Source organism: Saccharothrix carnea (assembly GCF_003014735.1).
In the GTDB taxonomy this organism is placed as follows: Bacteria; Actinomycetota; Actinomycetes; order Mycobacteriales; family Pseudonocardiaceae; genus Actinosynnema; species Actinosynnema carneum.
Genome location: NZ_PYAX01000017.1, coordinates 126,094 through 151,788 on the forward strand (window position 1 = coordinate 126,094; position 25,695 = coordinate 151,788).

Here is a 25,695-nt window from a genome sequence, read left to right on the forward strand (position 1 = left end):
CACCGACCTGACTTAGATTCGGTTCGTCGTGGTGACGAGATCATGGAGGACCTGATGTTGAACCTGTTGCCCAAAGTCGGTGTCGAGATCCCGTGCAGTTGCCTGGCCCTCAACACCCCGATGACCATCGGCACGAGCCTGTTCACCCTGGACTTCAAGGGCGGCATCAAGATCCGGGTCGAGATCAACCCCAATGAACCGCTCAACTCGGTACGGCTGCGCGTGGTCGGCCACAAGATCAGTGCCGAACTGCCGGCGAACGGCACCGACGACGCCACCACGATCACGATCGAGCAGAACGACATCGACGTCGACGCGAAGAGCGTGCTGCGACTGGTGTCGAAGTTCCCGCCCAAGTTCGAGCAGCTCATGGTGTTGAGCTTCACCATGACCATCGACAACCCCGGAGCGGTGCTGCGGGGCGCGGGGATCGAGACGACCGTTCCCTCCGAGCCGCTGGTGCTGTCCACGAAGAACCCTGTGCAGTTGACCAGCAAGCTCGCGAAGTTCCCCCCGAAGGGCGACCTCTACAAGCTGGAAAACCCGATGGAGCTGGTGCTGCCGGACAACCCGGACACCCCGATCGTGACGATCGACAGTTTCCCGGTGAAGGTCGGCGGACTCTGAGCAGTGACGGGGTCGCGGTGTCCGATGGCACGCGACCGGCACCGCGACCGCCTGCCGAAGTCGACCCGGCGCGGGTCCACCCACGGCAACCTCACCGTGATGCCGCGCCGCGTGCCATCGCACGCTCAAGCCCCGCCCGGTGCCCGCGCAGCCGGCCGGTCGCCGCCAAGCAGGCCAACCGCACCGAGCGTCGACCAAGAACCACCAGAACCCGTGCGAACCGAAGAATCACCGCGCCCTGACTGACATCCCCTACGGCCAACCACACGAGCGCCTCCGACTCACCCGGGCACGACATCGCGTCGAGACGCTATCAGCGGCCGGCCACACCGACCGGCACGCGACCGGACCACGCGAAACACCCGCAGGAGCGAAGATCCACCCACCAATCAGGGGTAGCTTCCCACCCTTGTGGACCCAGCGTCAGCTACAGGGTTCGATAGATCGACAACCGATCAGCCCTTGAGCGCTCAGACGGCATCAATCGCCGGACCGGAGATCTCTCCGGTTACCGTACGCACATACCACTTTCGAGCATGCCCGGATCGCGTCGCGTGAGATCGGGCGACAGGCTGCCCTCGACCACGGCATCGTCACCCGGACGCGCTCTGACTCACCACCAAGCCCCGACCGTGGCCGCGTCGTACGTCGCGCCTTCGGTGTTGGTCTTGTCGTCGTGCTGGGCGCCGGTGAGGACCACTCCCGTCAACGTGGCGTGACGCAGATTCGCGCCGCGCAGATCGGAGTTGGTGAGGTTGACGCCCGTCAGCAGAGTTCCGATCTTCGCGTCGGTCAGCCGGGCGTCGGACAGGTCGGCCCGGTCCAGGAAGGCGAAGTTCGAGAGGTCCGCGCCGCGCAGGTTGGCGCCGGTGAGCTTCGCGTCCACCAATGAGACCAGCCCGCCGTGTGCGTGGCCGAGGTCGGCCCGGCTGAGATCCGCACCGACGAGCGACATCCTGGACAGGTCCGCGTTGAACGCGATCAGGTCGGCGAGGCAGGTGTTCCGGAGGTCGATCGGCTTCGTCGTGGTCGGCGAGGCGCCGGAGCCCACCGGGTACCTCGGGTCCTGGCTCACATCCCGCCTGCTGATGGCGGCGAAGGCGGCCTGGACGTCAGCGGGGGTGGGTGGGCACGGCTTGGTCCGGTCGGCCCGCGGGCTCGTCGCGCGGATGAACGCGGTCAGCACGTCGACCACCGTCTGCTGGTCTCGTGGGGAGTCGGCGGCGAGGCGTTCCAGCGCGTAGATGCCGCCCAGCCGCACCTGGAAGTGCTCGGAGCCGGGGGTGCCGAGCAGCTCCACGGCTTTGGCGTACCGGTCGGTGATCTGCCCCTGTTCGGCGACCTCGATCTGTTCCTGGGTGGCGCGCAAGGACAGCGCGGTGAAGATCAGCGCGCCCAACGCGGTCGTGGCGGTGATCACCTGGGTCCAGTCGCGGCGGACCGCGGGCTCGGTCGCCCTCGGCTCCCGTCCCCACCACCACACCGCGAACGCCACACCGAACAGCAGCAAGCTCGCCACCGCGGGCCACCACCGGGACAACCACCCCCACGACGGCAGCAGGTCGGCCCGCAGGAGCGCCCAGGCGAACATGGCGACGCCGGCGACCACAATCCCGTTGACCACCCAACGCCTGCCTTTCGGCTGACGCGGCGGATCCTCGGCTGGCCGGTCGTCGTCCATGGTCGAGCAGGCTGCCATGAACTGGCCCAGAAAGCACGACCGGCCGGTAAAGGCCCGATACGCCTTCCCCACAGCGGAGCAGACCGGTGACGAGACCCACCCGGGAGTCGAACCCGGAAGTCGACGGCTTTGCAGGCCGCCTCACGACCGTCGTGACGTGGGCCAGGCGATCAAGGGCTGCCGCCGTCGTGGCCGGGCCGTCGATCCGGTCGCGCGTCCTGGTGTCGAACCAGGCACCCCGGAGATATGAGCTCCGGGTGGCCGCCGGGCCACGCGCGTCACCGCCCGCACACCGGGCAATGCCGGCGCGGGTGATGTTCGGGGTGACCGACCGGACTCGCACCGGCTTCGACCAGAGTCACGATCTGGCGCCTCGACAACTTCGGCCTCGGTCACAGTCGTCCCACCAGGATTCGAACCTGGGACCTTCCGCACGTCGGGCGGATGCTCTGCCTGCTGAGCTACGGGACGTCACCACCGCCACCCGGTGGCGAGCCGGGACCCCGCTCGTAGCGCGTACGGGGATCGAACCCGCGTCACCGACTTGAGAGGCCGGTATCCGTTCCGCTGGACCAACGCGCTGTGCCGCACCCCCGCGGGGGTGCACCGGTCACCGGGTGGCGTGCGCCGCCGGTGCCTTGTCGGATGCCCGCGAGTCGAACGCGGTGCGTCCTGATCCCAAATCAGGTGGGGTCGCCGTGCCCCTCGCATCCGGTGCCGCCGACATGGACGTCGGCGGGTTGCGCTCACGACGGGACTCGAACCCGCGATCCCCGCATCGACAATGCGGTGCCCTCGCCACTGGGCCACGTGAGCATCCCGAAGCCGACGTCCGTTGGCGGACCCGGCCAGTACCCCTACCAGGACTCGAACCTGGGACCTCGACGTTCGTAGCGTCGCGCTCTGTTCCGCCTGAGCTACAGGGGCGTGGTGGTACGCAGCCGACCCGGGACTCGAACCCGGTCCTCCGCGGTGAAAGTGCGGCGACCTACCCGCAGTCGCATCGGCCTCGACGAACCCCGGGCCGGGGTCCGTCCGAGCGGTCGGCGGGCATCGAACCCGCTGCTTCGGTTTGGAAGACCGACGTGTCCGCCGAGTTCACCACGACCGCGAAGCCCTTCCCTCCGTCCAGGAAGAAGGGCACGTGCCCCGCCCCGGCCGCAAGGCAGTCGGGGACGGAGCGCATGAATACATGTCTGCTCCGCTGTGGAGTTGTCAACGAACACGCCGAACCCATCAATGAATGGGCGGCATTCAGCAGTGACGGAAGGAGTCGAACCCTCGGGCAACGGTTTTGGAGACCGTTCCGCTTCCCAAGCACGCCACCACGAACAACTATTCCGGGTGCACGAAATAGAAGAGCCGCCCTGATCGGTTCCCCGATGGGCGGCTCCCTGTCCACATGACCGGATCCGGTCAGGGCGGGGAGTCCGCGCAGTTCAGCCGCGCTTCATGCCAGTACGGCGCGAGCTCGGGTCGATCGGATGACGGGCACACGGCGACGATCGCGGCGCGCTGACACAAGCGCTGCGAACCTCGCTCCCACATGCTCGTCATGGCTTCGACCCTTCTTCTCGCGGTGTGCCTCAAGTATGCCTCGGCCACACCGATTGCCGCAACGCATTTCTTTTCCCCGGAGGCGGGGGTCAGTTCATGCACGCTACCCGGCGACAGCCTTCTCCCCCATCGGCGCCCGCACCGGGGACACGTCCTCCCGGGCCGACGGTACCGGAACTGGTCCGGACCGCCGCGGGATGGGGCGAGCTGGTCGACTTCCGGGTCGTCGGAGCCGGGCTGGACGAAGTCCTGTCGAAGGTGTTCCGCGAGGACGGTGGTCACCGGTGACCCGCTCCACCGCCCGGCGCACCGCGTCGGTGTTCCTCGCCGTGCCGCACCAGGAGTTGCAGATGATCGCCCAGTACCGCTGGTGGTTGCCGGCGATGCAGGCGAGCGTGGTGACGGTTCCACTGATCTCGTTGCTGGTGTGGCGTGGTGCCATCACCCATGGCGCGGAGCCGCCTGTCACGCGCGACTACCTGACCACGTACCTGGTTCTGGTCAGCCTGGTCACCGTGCTTACGTCGAGCTGGACCGCCAAGTTCCTCGCCGAGAGCATCCGCTCGGGGCGCTTGAACAGCTGGCTGGTCCGACCGTGTTCCACCCACGTCCTTCCAGCCAGTCCGCGGTATGCGCCGCGCCTCCCGATGTGGCCGCGTCGTACACGCGCACTGCGATCTGGCGCGGATCGGCGGTGGTGGTTGTCGTGCCGGTCTCGATCGTGAGAGGCGCCGAGGAGGCAGCCGGCAGCGTCGATCACCTGGACGAGACCGACCACGTCGTCGCGGGTGTTCGTTTCCTGCTCCGCCTACCCGAGTCCACCGAGGCGGAGGGCGTTCTCAATCTCGCCGAGTTTCGCGGAGGACAGGGCACCCGCCCGCTCGATCAGGTCGTCCCGGGACACGGTGGTCAGCCACGTGCAAGGGATAAAGCCCGGACGCGGGAACGCGAACCGAAGCACGCCTTCGAAGGGCAGTCCTTCCACGGCACCTACTGCCACTTCGACGCCCAGACCGGTGATGTCGGCACCCGCCGGAGCGACGACCTGCATCACCCGGATCCCGGACGCGCCGTCTCCCGACAGCAGCACGACCGGCCGCCGCTCGCCGAACTCCATCCACCAGACTTCTCCACGTTGCACGTGTACTCCTGACACAGGACGGCCGGCGGACGCTGCGCGTCTCCGACGCGCCGTGGAGACGGTGCGGCCACTCGGTGTGTGAAGACAAACGATCACGCGGCAGCAGGTCACAGCGTAGACCCTGCCCGCTCGCAGGAGGCGGGGTGAATAAGCTCGGTTTCCCTTTTGGTCACCTAACCCACAACTGGAGGCTCATAGGAGTCGTCATCAGGATATTTGAATTCCCGGTACGTTTCATCAACCAGGGCCAACGAGGTGCGAACCGCGCCTACCGCACCGAAATAGCCTCGGTGTGCGTAGTCCAGAGAATCTTCATAATCAAGTAGATGCACATCGGTTCCCCGCAGCTTTTCGTCCAGCCTGGCGATTGAGTTGTAGCCGACCACCGACAACTCCTCCGCCAGTTCGGGTAAACCCTCCTCCGAGACGTCGTTCCAGCGATCCGGGTAGCGACTTCTCAGGTAGGATCGCAGCTCATCCAGCGGTATCTCCAACACATCCTCCAGTCGATGACCGTGACCGCCTTCACCACCGCCTTCCCCGATTCGGTCAGCGCCACACTCCCCTCGGGTGATCGGCTTGGCCGGCAGGCCCATCATCCCGTCCGGGACGCCCAGGCCACACCGCCTGATCAGCGACAGCCCGGCACGCCACCCGCATGGTCAACCATTGGTTCGGCAATAGGTAAGCCCTCTTCGCCACCGACGCGCTGACTGCCGCGCGATGCGCCGCAGCGGCTCGGTGGCTGTCGGTTCTCGGGCTGGGCGCGGTGTCAGGGAGTGGTGGTTCGCCGGCGGACGTGTCGTTCTCGCTGGAGGTCGGGGTCGGCCACGGGTGCGGCGGTGATGAGTTCGGTTGTGTACGGGTGCAGTGGACGGGTCAGGACGTCGGCCGTTGGGCCCTGTTCGACCAGTCTCCCGTCGCGCAGGACGGCCACCCGGTGGGCCAGTCGTTCCACCACGCCGAGGTCGTGGCTGATGAACAGGCACGCGAATCCCAGACGTTCCTGCAATGATCGGAACAGGTCCAGGATGCGTGCCTGCACTGACACGTCCAGGGCGCTCGTGGGCTCGTCGGCGACGAGCAGTGCGGGGTCCAGGGCCAGTGCGCGGGCGATGCCGACGCGTTGCCGTTGTCCGCCCGACAGTTCGTGCGGGTAGCGTTCGCGCAGCGCCGGCGAGAGCCCGACGAGGTCCAGCAGTTCGTCCACCCTGGTCGCGGGGTCCACGCCGCCCGGCGCGCCGTGCAGGAGCATCGGCTCGGCGATGGTGCGGGCGATCGTGGCGCGGGGGTTCAGCGAGGACGCCGGGTCCTGGAACACCGTCCCGACCACGCCGCGCAGGGTACGCCGCTCCCGGCCACGCAGAGCGGTGATGTCCCGACCGGCCAGCGTCACCGTCCCGCGGGTGGGTGACCGCAGTCCGACGACGACCGAGGCCAGGGTGCTCTTGCCCGAACCTGACTCGCCGACCAGCCCCAGCACCTCACCCGGTCGGACGTGCACGCTCACGCCGTCCACGGCACGGGTGCCGGACAGCCCGAACCGGCCACCGTAGACGACGGTCAGCCCGTCCACGACCAGCACCGCGTCCGCCGCCGGGTCGTCGGGGACCGAGCCGGACCCGGCGACGGCGACCTGCCCGCCGCGACTCACCAGCCCGTCCCGCGCGTCGGGTACCGCCACCGCTTCGGGGGACGCGGTCAGCGACACCACCGCGTCCAGCAGCTGCCGGGTGTAGGCGTGGCGAGGCCGGCGCAGCACCTCCACGACCTCGCCCTGCTCGACGACCCGGCCCTCGCGCATCACCGCGACCCGGTCGGCGAGACCCGCCACGACACCCATGTCGTGGGTGATGAGCAGGATGGCCACGTCGAGCCGGTCACGCAGGTCCCGCAGCAGCTCGATGATCTCCGCCTGCACCGTGACGTCCAGGGCGGTGGTGGGCTCGTCGGCGACCAGCAGCGCCGGTTCGCACGCCACGGCCATCGCGATGACCACGCGTTGGAGCTGCCCGCCGGACAGCTCGTGCGGGTAGGCGCGCAGCCGCCGTTCCTGGTCGGGGAGCCCGACCAGGCGCAACAGCTCCGCCGCCCGGTCCCGTGCCTGCCGCCGGGTCACCGGCCGGTGCGCCCGCACCGCCTCCACGAGCTGGGCGCCGATGGTGAACACCGGGTTCAGCGCGCTCATCGGTTCCTGGAACACCATCCCGATCCGACCGCCGCGCACCGCGCGCAGCTCCGCGGTCCCCATCGCGTACAGGTCACGGCCCTCGAACACCGCGCGGCCGGACAGCCGGGCGGTGGCGGGCAGCAGCCGCAGCAGCGACATCGCCGTCACGGTCTTGCCGGAACCGGACTCGCCGACGACGGCCAGGACCTCCCCGGCCGTCAGGGACAGCGAGACGTCCCTGACGGCCGGGTGGGTGACGCCGCCGCTGACGAAGTCGACCGACACGTCCTCCAGCGCCAGCAGCGGTGCGGTCACGGGGTCACGCCGACCTGGAGGTAGTTCGGGTAGGCGGGGAAGTCGGCGATGAACAGGTTGGCCACCTTGGAACCGCGCAGGAACGAGTTGCGCGTGTAGATCAGCGGCACGACCGGCGAGTCCTCGAGGATCCGCTTGTCGAGCTCCGCCCACTTGCGGCCTGCCTCCACCGGGTCGACGGTGGCCTGCGCCTCGCCGATCAGCCGGTCCACCTCGGCGTTGCGGTAACGGGACAGGTTGTACCCACCGCCGCCGATCTCCGAGGACGCGAACAACGGCTGGATGTTGGCGTTGGCACTGGGGAAGTCCGGCTGCCACGAGCTCAGCGTGAGGTCGAAGGTGGCCGTGTCACCGGTGGTCTCGGTGGTGTAGGCGTCGCTGTCGAGCGTGCGGATGGTGGTCCGGATGCCCGCGCGGGCCAGCGACGCCTGCACCGACTGCGCCTTGTCGGGGTAGTTGTTGCTCTTGGAGACCACGAAGTCCAGCTCCGGCAGACCGTCCGGGAAACCCGCCTCCGCCAACAGCTTCTTCGCCTTCTCCGGGTCGCCGGCGGGTTGCGTCGGGTACAGGTCGAACTTCTCCCGCCCGGCGATGCCCTCGGTGATCAGCGTGGTGGCGATGTCGCCCGCGAGCTCGGCGTTGCCGGCCGACGCGATCTGGTAGGAGGTCTTGTCCACCGCGTACTGGAACGCCTCGCGCACCTTGGGGTTGTCCAGCGGTGCCTTGCCGGTGTTGAACGCGAGGTAGGCCAGGGCGCCGGACTTCGAGGTCACCAGCCGCTGCCGTGCCGAGGTGTTGCCGGCGAGCTGGGCGAGCTGCGCGGGCGAGACGAACGACGCGCCGAACGCGAACTTGTCGTCACCGGAGTCCGCGACGAGGCGTTGGGAGATCACCGAGGCGTCCTGGCCGAGTTGGAACACGACCTCGTCGGGCAGGCCGGCGCGGACCTTGTCGACGTCGGTGCTCCAGTTGGGGTTGCGGGTCAGCCGCGCCTCCACGCCCTTCCGGTACTCGACCAGCTGGTAGGGACCGGAGGCCACGGGGTGCTCGCTGTAGTCGGCTTCCTGGCCCTTGCCCTTGGGCACCGGTGCGAACGCGGGCGTGCTCACCACCCACGGCCAGTCGCCGTAGGGCCGCACGAGGGTGAACTTGATCGTGCGGTCGTCGGGGGTCTGGATGCCCGCCAGCTCGGCGCCCTCGAACGGGCCCCGGTAGTCGGCACCGCCCTCGATGAGCTGCTTGTGGTAGCCCAGGCCGCCGGAGAACGCGGGCGCGAACGACCGCTCGACGCCCCACTTGACGTCGGCGGCGGTGATCGGGGTGCCGTCGCTGAACTTCAGGCCCTCCTGGAGGGTGAACGTCCAGGTCTTGCCGCCGTCGTCGGTCTTGCCCACGTCGGCGAGGTCGGGGACGACCTTGGCCGGCTCCCCCGGTTTGTTGTGCCACGCGGTGAGCCTGCGGTGCACCAGGCCGAGCGAGGTGATGGCGAGGCTGGAGCTCTTCGCCGGGTCGTAGTTCACCGTCTGGCCGTCGAGCAGGATGCGCAGCGTGCCACCGCGGGTCGCCTGCGCCTGGGACGCGCCGGGCGGGGGCTCGTTGGCACCGCAGGCGGTCAGGGCCAGCGCGCCCGCGAGGGCGAGGGCGAGGGCCGCTCGACTTCTGGTCATCGGGTTCTCTTCTCCTACCGGGTTGTCACGACAGGCGGGCTCGGGGGTCGAGCGCGCCGTAGCAGAGGTCGACCAGGACGTTGGCCGTGACGATGAGGAAGGCGGCGAACAGCGTGCAGCCCAGCAGCAGGGGCAGGTCGCGCTGGTTGACCGCGTCGATCAGCAGCCCGCCGAGACCGGGCAGGCCGAACACCCGCTCGGTGATGACCGCGCCGCCCAGCAGCGAGCCCAGGTCGACGCCGAACACCGTGACGACGGGCAGCAGCACGTTGCGCAGTGCGTGCTTGCCGACGACCTTGGTCTCGGTCAGGCCCTTGGCACGGGCGGTGCGGATGTAGTCCTCGTCGAGTGTGTCGAGCATCTGGGAGCGGGTCAGCCGGGTGTAGACCGCGGCGTGCGCGAACGCCAGCACGGCCCACGGCAGGGCCAGCCGCCACGCCCAGTCGACAGGGCTGGTGGCGAAGTCCACGTACCCGCCGACCGGTACGACGTCCAGCGTGAAGCCGAACAGCAGGATGCCGAGCAGCCCCACCAGGTACACCGGCGCGGACACCCCGGCGACCGACACCGCCAGTGCGATCCGGTCCAGGGGCGTGCCGCGGCGCAGCGCAGCCACCACCCCGGCACCCACGCCCGTCACCAGCCACAGCAGCGCCGCGCCCGCGGCCAGCGAGAACGTCACCGGCAGCCGCTCGCCGATGAGGTCGAGCACCTCGGTGTTCTGCTGGAACGAGTAGCCGAAGCAGGGCGCCTCGCAGGTGATGGCCGTGGCGCCGGCGCCGAACGTGCGGCCGGTCGCGATGCCGCCGACGAAGTCCAGGAACTGCCGCCACCACGGGTCGCCGAAGCCCATGAAGTCACGGGCCAGGGCCAGGTTCTGCTCGGTGCACGGCCGTCCGCACGAGGCCAGCGCCGGGTCGGCGGGCACGAGGTAGAACACCGCGTAGGTGCAGAAGCCGACGATGAACAGCACCAGCAGCGCGCCCGCGAGTCGGACGCCGATGAACTTCGCGGTGCGCATCAGCGGGCCGTCCGCGGGTCGAGGGCGTCGCGCAGGCCGTCACCCAGGACGTTGAACGCCCACGTGGCGAGGAACAGCGCCGCACCGGGGAAGACCAGGAACATCGGGTCGGTGCCCACCCAGTCGATGGCGCTGCTGATGGTCCGTCCCCAGCTCGGCGTGGGCGGTGGGATGCCGACGCCGAGGAACGACAGCGCCGCCTCCAGCCCGATCTTGCCGGGGATGGACAGGGTGGCGACCACGATGATCGGCCCCCACAGGTTGGGCAGCAGCTCGTGGCGGAACACGTGCACCGGTCCCGCGCCCAGCGACCGGGCGGCGGAGACGAACCCGCGTGCCCGCAGCGTCAGCGTCTGGGCGCGGACGATGCGGGCCATCGACGGCCAGCCGAAGAAGCCGATCACCACGATCAGCAACAGCGGGCGGGGCACCTCGGCGGGCGCGACGGCACCGAGGGCGATCATGAACACCAGGTACGGGAACCCGAGCAGGACGTCCGCGGTCCAGGTGACGAGCCTGTCCAGCGCGCCACCCAGGTACCCGGCCGCCGCGCCGAGCACGACACCCAGCAGCACGGACACCGCCGTGGCGGCCAGGCCGATGAGGAACGAGGTGCGGGCGCCGTGCGCGACGATCGCGAAGAGGTCGCGTCCGGTGAGGGGCTCGACGCCGAACCAGTGCGTCCCGCTGACGCCGCCCAGCGCACCGGCGGGCGCGCCCGTCGCCGGGTCCAGCGCCTCGATCCGGTAGGTGTACGGGTCCTGGCCGGTGATGGCGGTGAGCACGTCGGCACCGACCGCGAGCAGCGCGAGCAGTGCGATGCAGAGTGCGCCGGCCAGTGCCCAGCGGTCCCGCCGGAGGACGACGAGGGCCGCCCCGCGAATCGGCCTGACAGCGTTGGGGCGCAAGGGATCGGACAACGAGCACCTGACCTCGGGTGGTGGGACGCGCCCACAATAGGAGTCCGGAGATCATCGTGGACGCGCTCCCACTATCTGGGAAACCGGTTCGAAGTGGCAGGTGGTTCGTACGTGGTGCCGTATCAGTCGCGTGCGCCCTCGTCCGCTGGGCGATCGCCGAGGCTCCCCGATACCGCCGGTTCGGCAACCTGGTCGCGCGAGCGCCGGGAGCGGTCGGCGTTGAGCGCGTGCCGGGCGTAGGCGCGCACGTCCGCGTCGCGGTCGTGCAACGCCGAAGCCAGTCGTTCACGCACCACCGGCAGGTGCGCCCACCGGGTCACGGCTCGGACCACTGCCTTGCGCACGTCGACGTTGGGGTCGTGCAGCAACGGCAGGAGGAGATCCGGGTCGTCGACGGCCTGCACCGCTCCGACCCTCACCTGCCAGGCGGGGTCGGCGAGGGCGGCGGACGCGAGGCTCCGCAGCGCCACCGGGCGGCCGATCGACCCGGCCGCCTCCAACGCGGCGGCGCGCACCAGCAGGTCGGGGTCGCCCGCCAACCGGCCGAGTGCGTCGGCCGCGGCCGGGTCGCCCAGCGTTCCCAGGCCCTTGGCGACCTGGACCCGCAGTTCCCGGCGTGGATCGGTGGCGGCGGTGGCCACGAGTTCGCGCTCGCGCAGTGACACCAGACCGCGGATCGCCGCCGATCGCACGGTGGTGTCGGAGTCGGCCAACGCCGCGGTGTACACCTCGGTGGTGCCGAGCTTGAGCGTCCACAGCACTTCCAGCGCGACCGACCGCGCCGGGGACTCCTCGAGCGCCCGGCGCAGTTCGTCGCCGCGCGGCACGACCTCGACCAGTTCCCGCAGTGCCGCCGCGGCGGCCGAGCGGACCTCCTCGTCCGGGTCCGCCATCGCACGCACGAGCGCGAACTCGAAGCCCTCCGGCACCACCTCGGTGAGCGTCACGACCGCGGCACGCCGCACTGCCGGGTCCGGATCACCCAGGTACTGCTCCACCGCGGCCAGGTCCGGTTGCTCCTCGGCCAGCGCCACGAGTTCCAGCACCCGCGGTGAGCCGACGGCACCGGCCGTGTTCGGGGTGCTCGTGACCTCCGCTGCCCGCAACGACAACGAACCCAGGTGTTCCACCTGTCCCGGCCGGTGCTCCACACCCTCCACCGGCACGAGGTAGGGGTGGACCGGGCGCTTGACGAACTCCATCTCCCCCGCGTCGTTCTTGCGCAGGTTGAGGTGGTGGAACCACGTCTCGTCGTCGCGCTCGGGAACGTCGAGGCGCTCGTGGTAGAGCCCCCACCGGCTCTCGGTGCGCATCAGCGACGCCTGTGCGGCCATCTCCGCGCAGTCCCGGATGAACGTCACCTCGGCACAGCGCATCAACTCGTGCGGTGTCCGCGCGCCCATCCCGGCGATCTCCTTCTCCATCCGCGTGAAGGCCTCCAGTGCGACGAGCAGCTTCGACCCGGTCTTCGGTGGTGCGACGTAGTCGTTGACGAATCGGCGCAGCTTGTACTCCACCTGCGGCTGCGGCGGGCCGTCCGGGTTGCGCAGTGGGCGGTAGATCTGCTCGTGCGCGGCGGCGATCTGGTCCTCGGGCAGTGGCCCGGGCGGTGCGCCGTGCTCGGACGCGTGCGCGCCCGCGAGGTCACCGAACACGAACGCGCCGATCATGTAGTTGTGCGGGACGCACGCCAGGTCGCCGGCCGCGTAGAGGCCGGGCACGGTGGTGGCGCCGTTCTCGTCGACCCACACACCGGACGCGGAGTGACCGCCGCACAACCCGATCTCGGAGATGTGCATCTCGATGTCGTGGGTGCGGTAGTCGTGCCCGCGGCCGGCGTGGAAGGTGCCGCGGGTGGGACGTTCGGTGGTGTGCAGGATGCCTTCGAGGGCGGCGATCGACTCCTCCGGCAGGTGCGTCACCTTGAGGTAGACCGGGCCACGTGGTGAGGTGATCTCCCGCGCGACCTCGGCCATCATCTGACCGGACCAGTAGTCGCAGTCGACGAACCGCTCACCGAGGCGGTTGACCTGGTAGGCGCCGAACGGGTTGCCGACGTACGCGCACGCCGGACCGTTGTAGTCCTTGATCAGCGGGTTGATCTGGAAGCACTCGATGCCGGACAGCTCCGCGCCCGCGTGGTAGGCCATCGCGTAACCGTCGCCCGCGTTGGTCGGGTTCTCGTACGTGCCGTAGAGGTAGCCGCTGGCCGGCAGGCCGAGCCTGCCGCACGCGCCGGTGGCCAGGATGACGGCGGACGCGGCGACCGTGACGAACTCGCCGGTACGGGTGTTGAACCCGACCGCACCGACCGCCCGACCCCCGGACACCAGCACCCGCACGGGCATGACGCGGTTCTCGATGCGGATGCGCTCCCGCATCCGGCGCTCGCGCATCACCCGGTACAGCACCTTCTTGACGTCCTTGCCCTCCGGCATCGGCAGCACGTAGCTGCCGGACCGGTGGACTTGGCGCACGTGGTAGTCGCCGTAGGAGTCCTTCTCGAACTTCACGCCGTACCGCTCGAGCCGTTGCACCATGGCGAACCCGCGCGTGGCGGTCTGCATGACCGTGCGCTGGTCGACGATCCCGTCGTTGGCCTTGGTGATCTCGGCGACGTAGTCCTCGGGCGTCGCCTTGCCGGGGATGACCGCGTTGTTGACGCCGTCCATGCCCATCGCGAGCGCGCCGGAGTGCCGCACGTGCGCCTTCTCCAGCAGCAGCACGCTCTTCCCGTTCTCGGCGGCGGTGATCGCGGCCATCGAACCGGCCGTACCGCCACCGACCACCAGCACGTCGCACTCCAGGTGGACGCGCTGCGCGACGTCGGGGATCTCCATCAGGCCATCACCGCCGCCAGGATCGCCTCGCGCCGCACGTCGACCTCGCCCGTGCCGAGCACGACGACCCGGTCACCGAGCCGCACGGCCTCGTCCACGTCGTGCGTGACGAACACCGTGGTCGTGCCTGCCTCCCGCAGCACCTCCACCACCAACTCCTGCATGTCGGCCCTGGTCTGTGCGTCCAGGGCGGCGAACGGCTCGTCCATGAGCACCACCTTCGGTCGTTGGGCGAGGGTGCGGGCCAGCTGCACGCGCTGCCGCATCCCGCCGGACAGCTCTCGGGGCAGGTGCCGCTCGAAGCCGGCCAGGCCGACGCGGTCCAGCCACCGCCGGGCGGCGGCTCGCCGCCCGGTCCGGGGAACACCTCGCAGGGCGAGAGGAAGCTCGACGTTGCGCGCGGCCGTGCGCCACGGCAGCAGACCGTCGTCCTGGAACACCATCGCCCGGTCGCGGGACGTGCCGCGGACCTCCTGCCCGTCCACGACGATCCGGCCCGCCGCGACCGTGACGAGGCCCGCGACCGCGCGCAGCAGCGTCGACTTGCCGCAGCCGGACGGCCCGGCCACGACGAGGATCTCGCCGGTGCTCACGTCGAGGTCGAGGTCTTGCAGCACGACAGCACTGCCGTAGCGCACGGTCAGCCCTTCGACGCGGACGCTCATGGCTTGGCCTCCCTCGGCAGCCACCGGGTGACGCGGCGGCCGGCCAGCTCGACCGCGGAGGACGTCAGCCAGCCGAGCAGGCCGATGGTGACCATGCCGACGATGACGCCGGGGTAGTCCACGATCGTGTAGGCCTGCCAGGTGCGGTAGCCGACGCCGTACCGGCCGGAGATCATCTCGGCGGAGATCACGCAGATCCACGCCACGCCCATGCCGACCGACAGGCCGCCGAACACGCCGGGCAGGGTGCCCGGCAGCACGACCTTGAGCAGGACGTGCCGCCGGCTGCCGCCCATCGTCCGGACGGCGTCCTCCCACATCGTCGGCAGCGCCCGCACCGCGTGGCGGGTGCTCACCAGGATCGGGAAGAACGCGGCGACGAACGTGATGAACACGATCCCCTGCTCGTCGGTGGGAAACAGCAGGATCGCGATGGGCACCAGCGCGATCGCGGGAATCGGCCGCACCACCTCCAACAGGGGTTGCAGCACGTCACCCACCAGCCTGGACCGTGCGATGACGATCCCGAGCGTGGTGCCCAGCACGGCGGCGAGCAGGAATCCGGCGGCGATGCGGCCCAGGCTCGTGACCAGGTCGGTGTAGAACTCGGCGGTGCCGGCCTGCTCGACCAGCCGCCGCGCCACCTCCACCACGGTCGGCAGCCGGTCGAACCGCAGCCACGCGGTCGTCCCGGTGGCCGTCAGGACCTGCCACAGGAGCAGGCCCGCGGTCAGCGAGCCGATCCGCAGCACCCACCGCGTGCCCACGACGTGCCCGTTGCGGACGCGCGAGCCGATCCGCACGTTCACCGTCCGCCTCTCGACCCGCGCCGTCACGGTGTGCCCGCCGCGGCCAGCGCCTGCGCGTAGTCCAGCACGACGCCCCGGACCGCGGCCCGCGTGGTGAACGGCAGCAGGGTTCCGTCGGCTTCGCGGACCCAGTGCGCCTGGTCGGCGAACCACCGGGTGCCGGTCACCGCGTCGGGCACGTACGCCACGCGGACCTTCTTGCCGCTCTGGTTGATCAGCTTGAGCAGGCACGTCGGGGTGGCCGCGGGGCGGGTCGTCTCCTCGCCCTCGAACCACACCTCGCTCGCGGTCGCCGGATCGGTGACGTCGACACCGCACGCGGTGTCCGCACCGGTGATCTTCGCCGGGTTGACGGTGTCCGTGCCGCCCTCGCCGACCGCGGCCTTGAGCGGGCCGTCGTCGATGAACCGGTCGACGTCGAGCTCGTCGATGTTGCCGATGGACTTCAACAGCGGAACGTCCTGCTTGAGCGCGTCGCGCAGGAGCGGTTTGAGGCTCAGGTCGAACGTCGCGATGCCGTTCGGACCGTTGTAGAGGTACACGACCTCGACCGGCAGACCCGTCGCCTTCGCCACGATCCGCGCCGCGTCGAGCGGCTTGTCGTGCAAGTGGCGGGTGGCATCGTCCTGGGCGCGCAAGAACTCGGCGAGGACGTCCGGCTGCTGCCGGGCGAACGGGTTGCGCACCACCACACCGTGCAGCGTCGGCAGGTCGAGCGCCGCACCGTCGTAGAGCAGCTTGGCCTGCTTGGCGAACACGAGCTGTCCGGGCCAGGCGACGAACTGGGCCAACGCGGCGACGTTGCCGGCCTGCAACGCGGAGGCGCCCACCGAGGGCTGCTGGTTCTCCACGGTCACCTGGACGTCGCCCAGCGCGCGGACGAGCGTTCCGTGCCCGGCAGACCCGACGCTCGCGGACACCTTCTGTCCTGCCAGGTCCTCGAGCGTGGTCGCGGTCGAGTCCGGCGGCACCACGACCATGTTCAACGCGCCGCGCGCGTTGTAGCCGGTGACCGAGACCATGCGGGTGCCCTCGTCACCGAGCTTCTGCGCGCGGGAGCCGTTGATGAGCAGGGGGAAGTCGCCCATCGAACCGATGTCGATCTTCCCGGCGAGCATCTGCGCGGTGATGGGTGCGCCGGTGTCGTAGTCCTGCCAGGTGACTTCGTACTTCTTGCCGGTCCGCTCGCCGAGGTCGGCCAGTCTGCGCTCGAAGTGGCCCAGCTCGCGCAGCAGCGTGCCGGCGGTGACGGTGTTGATGGTCTTGGACTGGTAGCCGACCACCACGGGCACCACGTCGGCCGACGCCGCGCCGGTGGCGCACGAGGTCGACGCCGCGACGACCAGTGCGGCGCAGAGAATTCGCTTGAGCATCGTCGTTCCCCTTCAGCGCAACAGGTAGGGCATGTTGACCTCGACCGCACCGGTGGGGCAGCGCGCCGCGCACGGTCCGCAGTACCAGCACTCGTCGACGTGCATGAACGCCTTGCCGGTCTCGGGGTTGATGGCGAGCGAGTCGAGCGGGCAGATGTCCACGCACAGGCGGCAGCCCTCGATGCACAGCGACTGGTCGATGGTCACCGGCACGTCGGCGCGGTTGTTCACCAGAGCCACGGTGTTCTCCCGGAGTCGTCACCTCGACAGCGGCGAGGTGGGTGTGGGCGAGCGGAATCGCACCGCGTCCGGACCGGACGCGGCGGAGTGGGTGTCGCGACGTCAGCGACAGATGGCGCTGGCTTGGCGGCGCAGGTCGACGTGCAGGCGGAACCGCGGTGCGACGTTCACCGCTCCTCCCCCGCCTGCGTGCGCCGCAGCTCGGCGCGCATGGTCAACCGGTCGCCGCGCATCCGGATGAACTCCAGGTCCACCGGGCGGCCGTCGGCGAGGTGGCTCAGGCGTTCGACGACCAACAGCGCCGACCCGCGCGGCACCTCCAGCACGGCGGCCGAGTGCAGGTCGGCGTTCACCGCCTCCACCGTCACCTCCGCGGTGCCCAGACGTCGGCCGGTCGTGCGCTCGATCAGCGAGAAGATGTCGCGGTTCTCCAGGTCCTCCGCCAACAGCGGTTCCCCGACGTCGCGCGGGAGGTAGGTGAGGTCCAACGACAGCGGCAGGCCGTTGAGCCTGCGCAGCCGCTCCACGTACACCACCTGCTCGCCCTCGGCGAGCCGCAACCGCTGTGCCACCGGGCCGGGCGGTCGGACCAACCCCGCCGCCCGCACGTCGTTGCCGACCTCGCCGTGCTCGTGCAGCGTCTCGGCCAGCCCCATCAGCTGATTCAGGCCGTGCGCGTACTTCTGCGCCAACACCACCGTGCTGACGCCCGGCACGCGTTCGATCAGCCCTTCCTCGCGCAGCAGGTCCAACGCCTCGCGGATGCTGTTGCGGGACGCGCAGAACTCGGTCGCGAGGAACCTCTCGTCGGGCAGCACGCCGTCGGGGAACGCGCGCTGGACGACGAGCTGGCGGATGACGTCGGCGGCCTGCCGCGCCCGGTCGGCGCGCAGGCGCCGCTCGGTGGGGTTCGGTCGCGGGCTGTTCACGCGGCACAGTCTGCGGCCGTCCTCGGGTTTCCTTTGTAACGACCGCATTACGCCACCTGATTCCCGGCGTTTCCTGCGACTACGGCCCTGTTCCGCCACTTCCGACGACGTCCACATCGTGGACAGCCGTTCCCCCGCGCCGGGAGGACCAGCGATCCGGTTCGCCCCGGGCCACGTGCCGGTCGACCACCTCGGCGTCCGCATTGTGGGAGTTGTTTCCACATCGTGTTGGACGCCGTACTGTGCGGGCGTTCGCGAAGATCGCTCCCGTGGCTGAGCGCACCGCACGACGTTCGACCCGCTACGCGCTGCGCGGGATCGTGATCGTCTACCTGGCGCTGGGGGTCATCTGGCCGGTCGCACTCGTCACCAGGCCCACCTTCGCCGACGGGGTCGACGCGATGGCGGGTGCGCTGTCCGATCCGCTGGTGACCCGGTCGCTGTGGCTGACCGCCCAGGTCGCGTTCAGCGCGGTCGTCGTCAACACGGTGTTCGGGGTGGGCATCTCACTGCTGCTCGTCCGGTACCGCTTCCCCGGCCGCCGGGCGCTGTCGGCGCTGATCGACCTGCCGCTGTCGGTGTCGCCCGTGGTCGTCGGCCTCTCGCTGGTGCTCGTCTACGGCGGTGTGGACGGCTGGTTCGCGCCGGCCGTCGACGCCACGGGGTTCGAGGTCGTCTTCGCCATGCCCGGCATGGTCATGGCGACCGCGTTCGTCGCGCTCCCGCTGGTGATCCGCGAGGTGGTCCCCGTCGTCCAGGAGATCGGCGACGAGCAGGAGCAGGCCGCGCGAAGCCTCGGCGCGAACGCCGTGCAGGTGTTCCGCCGGATCACGCTGCCCGCCATCCGCTGGGCGGTGGTGTACGGCGTCGTGCTGATTCGTCGCCGTTTCCTGGGTCCGGTCACCCAGCTCGGCGACCGGCTGATCCGACCGCACGACCTCGAACTGCACCTGGCCGACCCGGGAGGAGCGGCACGTGGTCGGGTGGAGCGGGCGACCCGGGTCGGCTTCGAGGTCCGGCTGGACCTGGTGGTCGGAGGGCAGCGGGTGGCGGCCACGATGACCCGCACCCAGCAGCAGGCGCTGGGCGCGGGTGTGGGCGACCACCTGTGGGTGCGGCCGGCTCCCGGAGCACCCACCGTCTCCGCCGCAGGACCACCACCACCCGAGGCACTCGTGCCCACCCGCGCATGACGGGCGACCCGGCGGGCTGATGTGCGAAGATGCCGACGTGACCGACGCACCATCCAGCCCGCCGCGGTCCGGCGCCCAAGCGGTCGAACGCGCGCTGGGCGTCCTGCGCTGCGTCGAGGTCGACGACCACGGCGTGAGCATCACGGAACTCGCCCAGCGGACGGGCCTGACCGTGAGCACCACCCACCGCCTCACCCGCACGCTGACCGAGGCGGATCTGCTCATCCAGGACCCGCGCACCGAGCGCTACCAGCTGGGTCCCGCGCTGGTCGTGCTCGGCAGGAAGGCGGAACAGCGGCTCGGCTACCGACAGACCTTGCCGCTGCTCGAAGAACTCGCCGCGGTGACCGGCGAATCGATCAACCTCGGCATCCGCTCGGGCAACGAGGTGCGCGTGGTACTGGATGTGGTATCCCCTCAGCCGCTGAGGTTCTCCCAGGAGCCCGGAAGCAGGGTGCCCGTGCACGTGTCGGCCATGGGCAAGTGCCTGCTGGCCAACAGCGGCGACATCGACGACGAGATCAATCGGCTCGGCGACCTCGTCCGGGCGACCCACCGCACGATCACCGACCGCGACCAGTTGCGGCGGGAGCTGGAACTGGTCCGCGAGCGCGGCTGGGCCCTCAACGACGAGGAGCGCAACCCCGGCGTCCGCGCCATCGCCGCGCCCGTGCTCCAGCCCGGCGGCGGCTTGGTCGGCGCCGTCGCCATCCAGGGTCCCACCGTCCGCATCACCGACAACCGGTTGCCCGAGTTGGCCGCGCTGCTGGGCGAGACCACTCACCGGATCGCCCCACTGCTCGTCGCACCGTCCGGGCACTAGCCCGGGATGCTCGGCCTCCAGGTCGGGCACGACCGGGTGTGCGGGGGTGATGTCGCCGAGTGCGGCACCGATCGTGACGGTGGTCGGTTCGATCGGGAGTGCCGTCGTGGTCTCGGGAACTCCTCACGACACGGTGGCCCGGACGGCGGCGGCGACTTCTCCGCGCAGTGCCGCGTACTGCGGTGAGCCACGCAGCTCGTCGGCCGGCACCGCGTGGCGGGGTAGGTCGATGGGCAGGTCGAGCGCGATGCGGCCCGGCCGATCGGTGAGCACGATGATGCGGGTGCCGAGGAAGACCGCCTCGTCGACGCTGTGGGTCACGAACACGACCGCCCGATCGCCTTCGGCCAGCGAACGCACGTCTTCCTGGAGCCGTTCCCTGGTGAGCGCGTCGAGGGCGGCGAACGGCTCGTCCATGAGCAGCAACCTCGGCTGCGCGGCGAGGGCGCGGGCGATGGCGACGCGTTGCTGCTGCCCACCGGAGATCTCCCAGATCCGGCGTGTCCCGAGATCGCCGAGCCCGACCGACGACAGCAGTTCCGCCGTCCGAGCCGGCCGGTTCGGCTTCGGCACGTCCGCCCACCGCAGTGCGGCGCCGATGTTGCCGGCGACCGTGCGCCACGGGAAGAGCCTGGGCTGCTGGAACACCACCCCGACGTCACGGCCCGGAACCGGTGGGTGGCCGAGCAACGTGATGTCCCCCGTGGACGGTCGCTCGAACCCCGCCAGGACCCGCAGCAGCGTGCTCTTGCCCGATCCGGAGGGACCGACCACGACCACGAACTCCCCCGCCGCCACCCGCAGGTCCAGCGGACCGAGCGCGGGCACGGGTCCCGCCTTGGTCCGGTAGGCGTGCTCGACCGCGCGCAGGTCGACGAGCTCAGGCACCGCCGGCTCCCGGCACCCGCAGCGCGGCGCGGATCGTCGCCAGGTCCGGCACCTGGTCGACCTTCTTCTGCTGCCGCAGGAACTGCGCCGTGTCGTGCAGGCGCTCCGCCAGCTCGCCGGGCTGGTCCGGCGTGCCGAAGTAGTCCGGGCCGCGCTGTTCGGCGTGGTCGAGGTAGATGTTCTGCTTGAGCTGCGACAGCGCGTCGTCGGTGCTGATGCCGATCTGACGGCTCACCGCGGCGGCGACCGTGCCGGGGTCGGTCCCGATCAGCTTGAGCGCGTCGTCCGTCGCGGCGAGCCACGCCTCGATCACGTCGGGGTTGGCGGCGGCGAAGTCCCTGCCGGCGACCGTGAACGTGAGCGTCGGTTTGCCCTCGGCGGCGAGCTTCGCGCTGTCGGTGAGCGTCACGCCGTCCTGCTGCAGCACACTCAGCACCGGTGTCCAGACGTAGGCGGCGTCGATGTCCCCTCGCTGCCAGGCGGCCTGGATGTTCTGCGGTTCGAGGTCGACGAGCGTGACCTGGCCGGCGTCCACCCCGGCCAGCTCCAGCGCGGCGAGCAGGCTGTAGTGGGCGGTGGAGCTGAACGGCGCGGCGACCTTGCGGCCGACCAGCTCGGTGATCTTCGTGATCCCGGTGGCCTTGCGCACGACCAGGGCCTCACTGTCACCGATGACGTTCAGCAGCTCGATCACCTGGTACGGGATGGACAGCGGCGGGCACAGACCGGCGGCGGTGGGGCTGCTGCCGATCACCGCGAGGTCGATCGAGCCGCCGAGGAACGCGGTGTTGATGCTCGCACCGGAGTCGAACGCGGTCCACTTGACCGTGTGGTCGGGCAGTGCCTTCTCCAGGGTCTGCCGGTCCTTCACCAGCAGCGTGCTGTCGGCGAAGTTCTGGTAGGCGATCCGCACGGTCTTCCCGCCGCCGCTGCCGGAGGACGAGCCGCCGACACCGCACGCGGCGAGCACCGGTACCGCGGCGAACAAGGACAGCGCGTATCGGCGCGAAATGGACATCGGGGTACTCCTCTGGGTCAGACCCGGCCACGCCACGGTGACAGGGCACGTTGCGCGGCCACGATCACCGAGTCGATCACCAGCCCGGTGATGCCGATGACGAACAGACCGAGGATCACCACGGCCGTCTGGTTGTAGCGCTGGGCGTTGAGCACCATCCCGCCGATCCCGTCCGCTCCGTTGACGGTCTCGGCCGCAACCACCGAGCTGTACGCGATGCCGACAGCCAGCCGGACACCGGTGATGATCTCCGGCGCCGACGCCGGCAGGATCACCGCGCGGATCACCTCGAACCTGCCGGCCCCCAAAGCCTGCGCGGCCTCGACGTACTGCCGGTTCACGCCGCCGACCGCAGCCGCGGTGGCCACCGCGACCGGCGGGAACGCGGCGACCATCAGCAGGTAGACCTTGGGTTCCTCGTCGATGCCGAACCAGATCACGAGCAGGCTCAGGTAGGCCAGCGGCGGCAGTGCGCGCAGGAACGTCACGGCGGGCTCGGTGATCGCCCGGACGACCGGGAGCAGCCCCATCGCCAGGCCGAGCACGACACCGATCAGGATCCCGTACGCGCAGCCGTAGCCGACGCGGCGCAGGCTCACCCCCAACCGCTCGACCAGCGTCGAGCCGGCGTAGCCGGCCTGCCCGTTGGCGGCGTCCGAGGTGGACAGGAGCTGGTGCCACACCTGGCCGGGTCCCGGCAGGATCGCGGGCGGCCAGATCGTCGCCAGCGCCACCAGCCACCACGCCGCCAGCAGCACGGCGACCGCGATCACCCGTACCAGCAGCGCCCTCTTGACCATGACGGACAACGTACTGATCCACGCACAGTCTGTGGGAAAGGTTCCCGCATTGTGGATGCGAGCGGATACCCCTTGCGCCTCGGCGGCCACGTAGGGCAGGGGACCGAGGTCGTAGCGGTACCCCCGCCCCTTACCGCGGGTGCAGGACGGCGTGGAAACGATAGGGGTATTGGTTGCTGCCCCGGAACGAGGCCGTGAAGCCGTGGCGGTCCGCGAGTCGGTGCACGTCGGAGAAGTCGTACCAGTGACCGACGCGGGGTGTCAGGAGTTCGCGGGCGAGTTCGACGACGGTCATGGGCAGGGAGCGGCGGTGGTGACCGGTCAGGTCGCCGCCGAGCACGTCGCCCCGCGCTTAGGCCAGGCGCATCCGTGACCACGGGAATCCGGCCAGGACGACCCGTCCCCGGTGGGTGACCATGGCGCGGGCGTTGGCCAGGTGTCGGGAGAGTTGGCCGCGGTCCCAGTACTGGACCACGTAGCCCAGGAAGACGAGGTCGAACCGCTCCGAGGTCCGGAAGGTGGCGCCGTCCTCGGTGACCAGGTCGGTGCCGGGCAGGCGGTCGCGGAACTCGGCGAGCATGGTCGGTGAGAAGTCGACGCCCAGGTACCTGGTCGCCCGGTCGAAGCCGAGGTGGGTGAACAGGGCACCGTTGCCACAGCCGATCTCCAGCACCCGCGTGGGCTCGGTGAACAGCAGGCGGAGTTCGCCCGCCAGTTCGCGAGGGCCGTCTTCGTCCTCCGCGGCGTGCAGTGGCGTGGTCTGGTTCGCCCAGAAGGTCTTCCAGCGGTGGCGACCGGACGCCGGCAGGTTCGACATGGGTGCTCCAGTCCTACTCGGATGGTGTGGCGCGCGTACGGGCCTGCGAGACCGCGAACGACCCGAGGACCGCCACCAGGACGACGGCCGCCAGGAATGCGCCGCGGAATCCGTCCGGGTCACCGGCGCCGTCCGAGATCGAGGTGAGGACGGTGGCGTAGACGGCGACGCCGATCGCGCCGCCGATGAGGTGGTTCGCGGTCTCGAAGATGCCGGACGCCAAGCCCTTGTCGCCTTCTGCCACGTCAGCGACCGCCAGGTGGGTGGTGACGATGAAGACCGTGGTCAGGGACACGCCCAGCACGGCCAGTGGCAGCAGCAGGTCGAGCACGTAGTGGGCGGGTACCGGTGTCCGGGCCAGCCACAGCAGGGAGGCCGCGGTGGCCGGGAAGCAGACCGCGAGGGTCGCGCGGGGTGAGCGGCGGGCCAGTGGTGCGCCCACGAGGGCGACGGCGAACGCCGCCACGTCCACCGGCAGGATCGCACGAGGGTGGGCCGCATCGGGCTGTGGGCGACGCGGACGCCCGGGACGTACGTCGGCTACCTCGCCGCCCAGCTGGCCGGGGTGACCGTCGTTCCGCTCAACCCCCGCTTCCCCGCTCGGCGCAACGATGTGATCGCCCAGCACAGCGGACTGCGCACCGTGCTGCGCGACGGACGACCGGTGGCCCTGGACGCGGAGGGCGCGGCGGCCGCGTCCGATCCGGCCGTCGCCTACGTCCTGTTCACCTCCGGCTCGACCGGGACGCCGAAGGGCGTGCCGATCAAGCACTCGAACGTGATCCCGTACGTGGCGCACAACGTCGAGCGGTACGGCGTCGGCCCGGGCGACCGGCTGACGCAGACCTTCGACCTGACCTTCGACCCGTCCGTGTTCGACCTGTTCGTGGCCTGGGGCGCGGGTGCCACCCTGGTCGTGCCGGAGCCCGAGGAAGTCCGCTCCCCGGTCGACTTCGTCAACTCCCGGGGCATCACGCACTGGTTCTCCGTTCCCTCGGTCGTCTCGCTCGCAGGACGACTGCGCAGCCTGTCCGCCGGTGCCATGCCCGGATTGCGCTGGAGCCTGTTCGCGGGCGAGCAGTTGACCGTCGAGCAAGCCGGCGCGTGGCGCGAAGCGGCGCCGTTCAGCCACATCGAGAACCTGTACGGGCCCACGGAGTTGACCATCACCTGCACGGCCTACCGCGTCCCGGCCGACCGTGCTGACTGGCCGCGGACCCCGAACGGCACGGTGCCGATCGGCCGCCGCTACCCGCACCTGGAACACGTGGTGCTCGGACCGGACGGCCTGCCCGCCGAGGCGGGTGAACTGTGCGTGCGGGGCCCTCAGCGCTTCGACGGATACCTGGACACCGACCACAACCGCGACCGCTTCGTGTCCTTCACCCCGGCGAATCCCGACCAGCCCGCCCGTACCTGTGACGTCACCACCACCCTGACGCCGGCCCACTGGTACCGCACCGGCGACCGCGTGCGCGACCTGGGCGACGGTGAACTGGTCCACATGGGACGGCTGGACTCCCAGGTGCAGGTGCACGGTTACCGGGTCGAACTCGGCGAGGTCGAGGCGGCACTGCGCACGCACCCCAACGTGCAGGACGCCGTCGTCACAGTCGAAGACGCAGACCTGACAGCCGTCTACACCGGAACCGCGACCCAGTCGGTAGAACTGTCGGACTGGCTGAACAACGCGCTCCCCGCCTACATGATCCCCCGTCGATACACCCACCTGACACGTCTCCCCCTCAACGACAACGGAAAAGTGGACCGTCGAGCACTGGCCTCACCGACGGGACGCGCAGCCCGTGGCACCGCCCTTCCTTGAATTCCTGCGGCACTCCGCGCGGTTCGAAGCGAGTAGCTCCACCGCCGGGTGCACCAAGTCCGGGTGGTCGGTCAGGCAGCGGCCGGCCTCCAGCGTCGGGAACGTCCGCAACGCCGCCGGCGCAGTCGCCACCAAGCGCTCCGCCAGCTCCGGCCGCCGCAACGTCAGGTGCCACAACGGCTTCAGCAGCGCGGCAAGCCCGACGCTCTCCACCGCATCGAACAGCTGCTGTTCGCGTGAGCAAATAGCTCCGTGTCGTTTCGGCCGGATCGCGCTTAGCCTCGGGCGGTGGCGAACGAACTGACGATTCCGGCCCTGCCCTGTCCTTCCATCGACGAGATCGCGTCGTTCTACGAGATGCTCGGCTTCGAGGTGA

Annotated in this window: 24 protein-coding genes and 8 tRNA genes; 5 read left to right on the forward strand and 27 right to left on the reverse strand. The window is 70.2% G+C overall.

The genetic code is table 11. The annotated features are described in order from the left end of the window. The first annotated feature begins 54 nt into the window (after positions 1-54). Entirely contained in the window at positions 55-627 is a 573-nt protein-coding gene (locus B0I31_RS41375) for a hypothetical protein (protein WP_219910938.1), read from the forward strand. A gap of 613 nt (positions 628-1,240) precedes the next feature. Here the strand turns inward: B0I31_RS41375 and B0I31_RS34215 are convergent. The 9 genes from B0I31_RS34215 to B0I31_RS34245 form a co-directional block, all read right to left on the reverse strand. After that, positions 1,241-2,251: a pentapeptide repeat-containing protein gene (locus B0I31_RS34215; RefSeq protein WP_181320678.1), complete on the reverse strand. Its 1,011-nt coding sequence runs from the start codon at positions 2,249-2,251 to the stop codon at positions 1,241-1,243. A 149-nt stretch (positions 2,252-2,400) separates the two neighbouring features. Beyond that, positions 2,401-2,472, reverse strand: a tRNA-Cys gene (locus B0I31_RS40940). A 234-nt stretch (positions 2,473-2,706) separates the two neighbouring features. Next, positions 2,707-2,779 (reverse strand) — tRNA-Val (locus B0I31_RS34220). A gap of 39 nt (positions 2,780-2,818) precedes the next feature. Further along, positions 2,819-2,890, reverse strand: a tRNA-Glu gene (locus tag B0I31_RS34225). 161 nt (positions 2,891-3,051) lie between these two features. Next, positions 3,052-3,124, reverse strand: a tRNA-Asp gene (locus B0I31_RS34230). Between the two features lie 36 nt (positions 3,125-3,160). After that, positions 3,161-3,235, reverse strand: a tRNA-Arg gene (locus B0I31_RS34235). A gap of 11 nt (positions 3,236-3,246) precedes the next feature. Further along, positions 3,247-3,317 (reverse strand) — tRNA-Glu (locus tag B0I31_RS40945). A gap of 29 nt (positions 3,318-3,346) precedes the next feature. Then, a tRNA-Gly gene (locus tag B0I31_RS34240) sits at positions 3,347-3,419 on the reverse strand. A gap of 147 nt (positions 3,420-3,566) precedes the next feature. Then, positions 3,567-3,635 (reverse strand) — tRNA-Trp (locus B0I31_RS34245). Between the two features lie 514 nt (positions 3,636-4,149). On the opposite strand from B0I31_RS34245, the gene B0I31_RS34250 reads away from it, so the two are divergent. Next, entirely contained in the window at positions 4,150-4,590 is a 441-nt protein-coding gene (locus tag B0I31_RS34250) for a hypothetical protein (protein ID WP_106619546.1), read from the forward strand. Positions 4,591-4,673: 83 nt separating this feature from the next. Here B0I31_RS34250 and B0I31_RS34255 read toward each other — a convergent pair whose 3' ends face one another. From B0I31_RS34255 to B0I31_RS34305, 12 genes are all read right to left on the reverse strand, one after another. Further along, a complete protein-coding gene (locus B0I31_RS34255) occupies positions 4,674-4,982 on the reverse strand; it encodes a type II toxin-antitoxin system PemK/MazF family toxin (RefSeq protein WP_219910939.1) in 309 nt (102 codons plus the stop codon). Between the two features lie 197 nt (positions 4,983-5,179). After that, on the reverse strand, positions 5,180-5,602 hold the full coding sequence (locus B0I31_RS40180) for a hypothetical protein (RefSeq protein ID WP_146174056.1): 423 nt from the start codon (positions 5,600-5,602) through the stop codon (positions 5,180-5,182). Between the two features lie 176 nt (positions 5,603-5,778). After that, positions 5,779-7,491 (reverse strand): dipeptide ABC transporter ATP-binding protein, encoded by a 1,713-nt coding sequence (locus tag B0I31_RS34260; RefSeq protein ID WP_106619547.1) that lies wholly within the window; start codon positions 7,489-7,491, stop codon positions 5,779-5,781. After that, positions 7,488-9,158, reverse strand: coding sequence for an ABC transporter substrate-binding protein (locus B0I31_RS34265; RefSeq protein WP_106619548.1), 1,671 nt, complete (start codon positions 9,156-9,158; stop codon positions 7,488-7,490). The genes B0I31_RS34260 and B0I31_RS34265 overlap by 4 nt, the downstream gene beginning before the upstream one ends. Before the next feature lie 25 nt (positions 9,159-9,183). Next, complete coding sequence (locus tag B0I31_RS34270) at positions 9,184-10,179, reverse strand: ABC transporter permease (protein ID WP_106619549.1); 996 nt, start codon at positions 10,177-10,179, stop codon at positions 9,184-9,186. Further along, entirely contained in the window at positions 10,179-11,099 is a 921-nt protein-coding gene (locus B0I31_RS34275; RefSeq protein WP_106619550.1) for an ABC transporter permease, read from the reverse strand. Before B0I31_RS34275 ends, B0I31_RS34270 begins: the two co-directional genes overlap by 1 nt. Before the next feature lie 122 nt (positions 11,100-11,221). Further along, a complete protein-coding gene (locus tag B0I31_RS34280; protein ID WP_106619551.1) occupies positions 11,222-13,939 on the reverse strand; it encodes a fumarate reductase/succinate dehydrogenase flavoprotein subunit in 2,718 nt (905 codons plus the stop codon). Continuing rightward, positions 13,939-14,604, reverse strand: coding sequence for an ABC transporter ATP-binding protein (locus B0I31_RS34285; protein WP_106619552.1), 666 nt, complete (start codon positions 14,602-14,604; stop codon positions 13,939-13,941). The genes B0I31_RS34280 and B0I31_RS34285 overlap by 1 nt, the downstream gene beginning before the upstream one ends. Further along, positions 14,601-15,413, reverse strand: coding sequence for an ABC transporter permease (locus B0I31_RS34290; RefSeq protein WP_106619576.1), 813 nt, complete (start codon positions 15,411-15,413; stop codon positions 14,601-14,603). Before B0I31_RS34290 ends, B0I31_RS34285 begins: the two co-directional genes overlap by 4 nt. Positions 15,414-15,436: 23 nt before the next feature. Further along, positions 15,437-16,786 (reverse strand): ABC transporter substrate-binding protein, encoded by a 1,350-nt coding sequence (locus B0I31_RS34295; RefSeq protein ID WP_106619553.1) that lies wholly within the window; start codon positions 16,784-16,786, stop codon positions 15,437-15,439. Positions 16,787-16,798: 12 nt separating this feature from the next. Then, a complete protein-coding gene (locus B0I31_RS34300) occupies positions 16,799-17,017 on the reverse strand; it encodes a 4Fe-4S dicluster domain-containing protein (protein WP_245950637.1) in 219 nt (72 codons plus the stop codon). Positions 17,018-17,193: 176 nt separating this feature from the next. After that, the gene (locus B0I31_RS34305; RefSeq protein ID WP_245950638.1) at positions 17,194-17,955 is read right to left on the reverse strand and encodes a GntR family transcriptional regulator; all 762 of its coding nucleotides are present in this window, start codon (positions 17,953-17,955) and stop codon (positions 17,194-17,196) included. Positions 17,956-18,224: 269 nt separating this feature from the next. Between B0I31_RS34305 and B0I31_RS34310 the strand changes: the two genes are divergently transcribed. Next, positions 18,225-19,148, forward strand: a complete 924-nt coding sequence (locus B0I31_RS34310; protein WP_181320681.1) for an ABC transporter permease subunit — start codon at positions 18,225-18,227, stop codon at positions 19,146-19,148. A gap of 37 nt (positions 19,149-19,185) precedes the next feature. Continuing rightward, a complete protein-coding gene (locus tag B0I31_RS34315; protein ID WP_181320682.1) occupies positions 19,186-19,971 on the forward strand; it encodes an IclR family transcriptional regulator in 786 nt (261 codons plus the stop codon). A 123-nt stretch (positions 19,972-20,094) separates the two neighbouring features. Here the strand turns inward: B0I31_RS34315 and B0I31_RS34320 are convergent, their stop codons facing one another. The 5 genes from B0I31_RS34320 to B0I31_RS34345 all read right to left on the reverse strand — a co-directional run bounded on the left by B0I31_RS34320 (position 20,095) and on the right by B0I31_RS34345 (position 23,966). Beyond that, the gene (locus B0I31_RS34320) at positions 20,095-20,859 is read right to left on the reverse strand and encodes an ABC transporter ATP-binding protein (RefSeq protein ID WP_106619557.1); all 765 of its coding nucleotides are present in this window, start codon (positions 20,857-20,859) and stop codon (positions 20,095-20,097) included. Beyond that, positions 20,852-21,877 (reverse strand): taurine ABC transporter substrate-binding protein, encoded by a 1,026-nt coding sequence (locus B0I31_RS34325; RefSeq protein WP_106619558.1) that lies wholly within the window; start codon positions 21,875-21,877, stop codon positions 20,852-20,854. Before B0I31_RS34325 ends, B0I31_RS34320 begins: the two co-directional genes overlap by 8 nt. 17 nt (positions 21,878-21,894) lie before the next feature. Beyond that, positions 21,895-22,677, reverse strand: a complete 783-nt coding sequence (locus tag B0I31_RS34330; RefSeq protein WP_106619559.1) for an ABC transporter permease — start codon at positions 22,675-22,677, stop codon at positions 21,895-21,897. Between the two features lie 352 nt (positions 22,678-23,029). After that, positions 23,030-23,494 (reverse strand): class I SAM-dependent methyltransferase, encoded by a 465-nt coding sequence (locus B0I31_RS34340; RefSeq protein WP_106619561.1) that lies wholly within the window; start codon positions 23,492-23,494, stop codon positions 23,030-23,032. Positions 23,495-23,507: 13 nt separating this feature from the next. Next, a complete protein-coding gene (locus B0I31_RS34345) occupies positions 23,508-23,966 on the reverse strand; it encodes an MFS transporter (protein WP_106619562.1) in 459 nt (152 codons plus the stop codon). 18 nt (positions 23,967-23,984) lie between these two features. On the opposite strand from B0I31_RS34345, the gene B0I31_RS34350 reads away from it, so the two are divergent. After that, on the forward strand, positions 23,985-25,319 hold the full coding sequence (locus B0I31_RS34350; RefSeq protein WP_106619563.1) for an AMP-binding protein: 1,335 nt from the start codon (positions 23,985-23,987) through the stop codon (positions 25,317-25,319). On the opposite strand, the gene B0I31_RS41380 is transcribed toward B0I31_RS34350, so the two are convergent. After that, positions 25,278-25,695, reverse strand: a 418-nt coding sequence (locus B0I31_RS41380) for a hypothetical protein (protein WP_219910940.1), incomplete at its 5' end; no start/stop codon positions are given. The genes B0I31_RS34350 and B0I31_RS41380 overlap by 42 nt on opposite strands.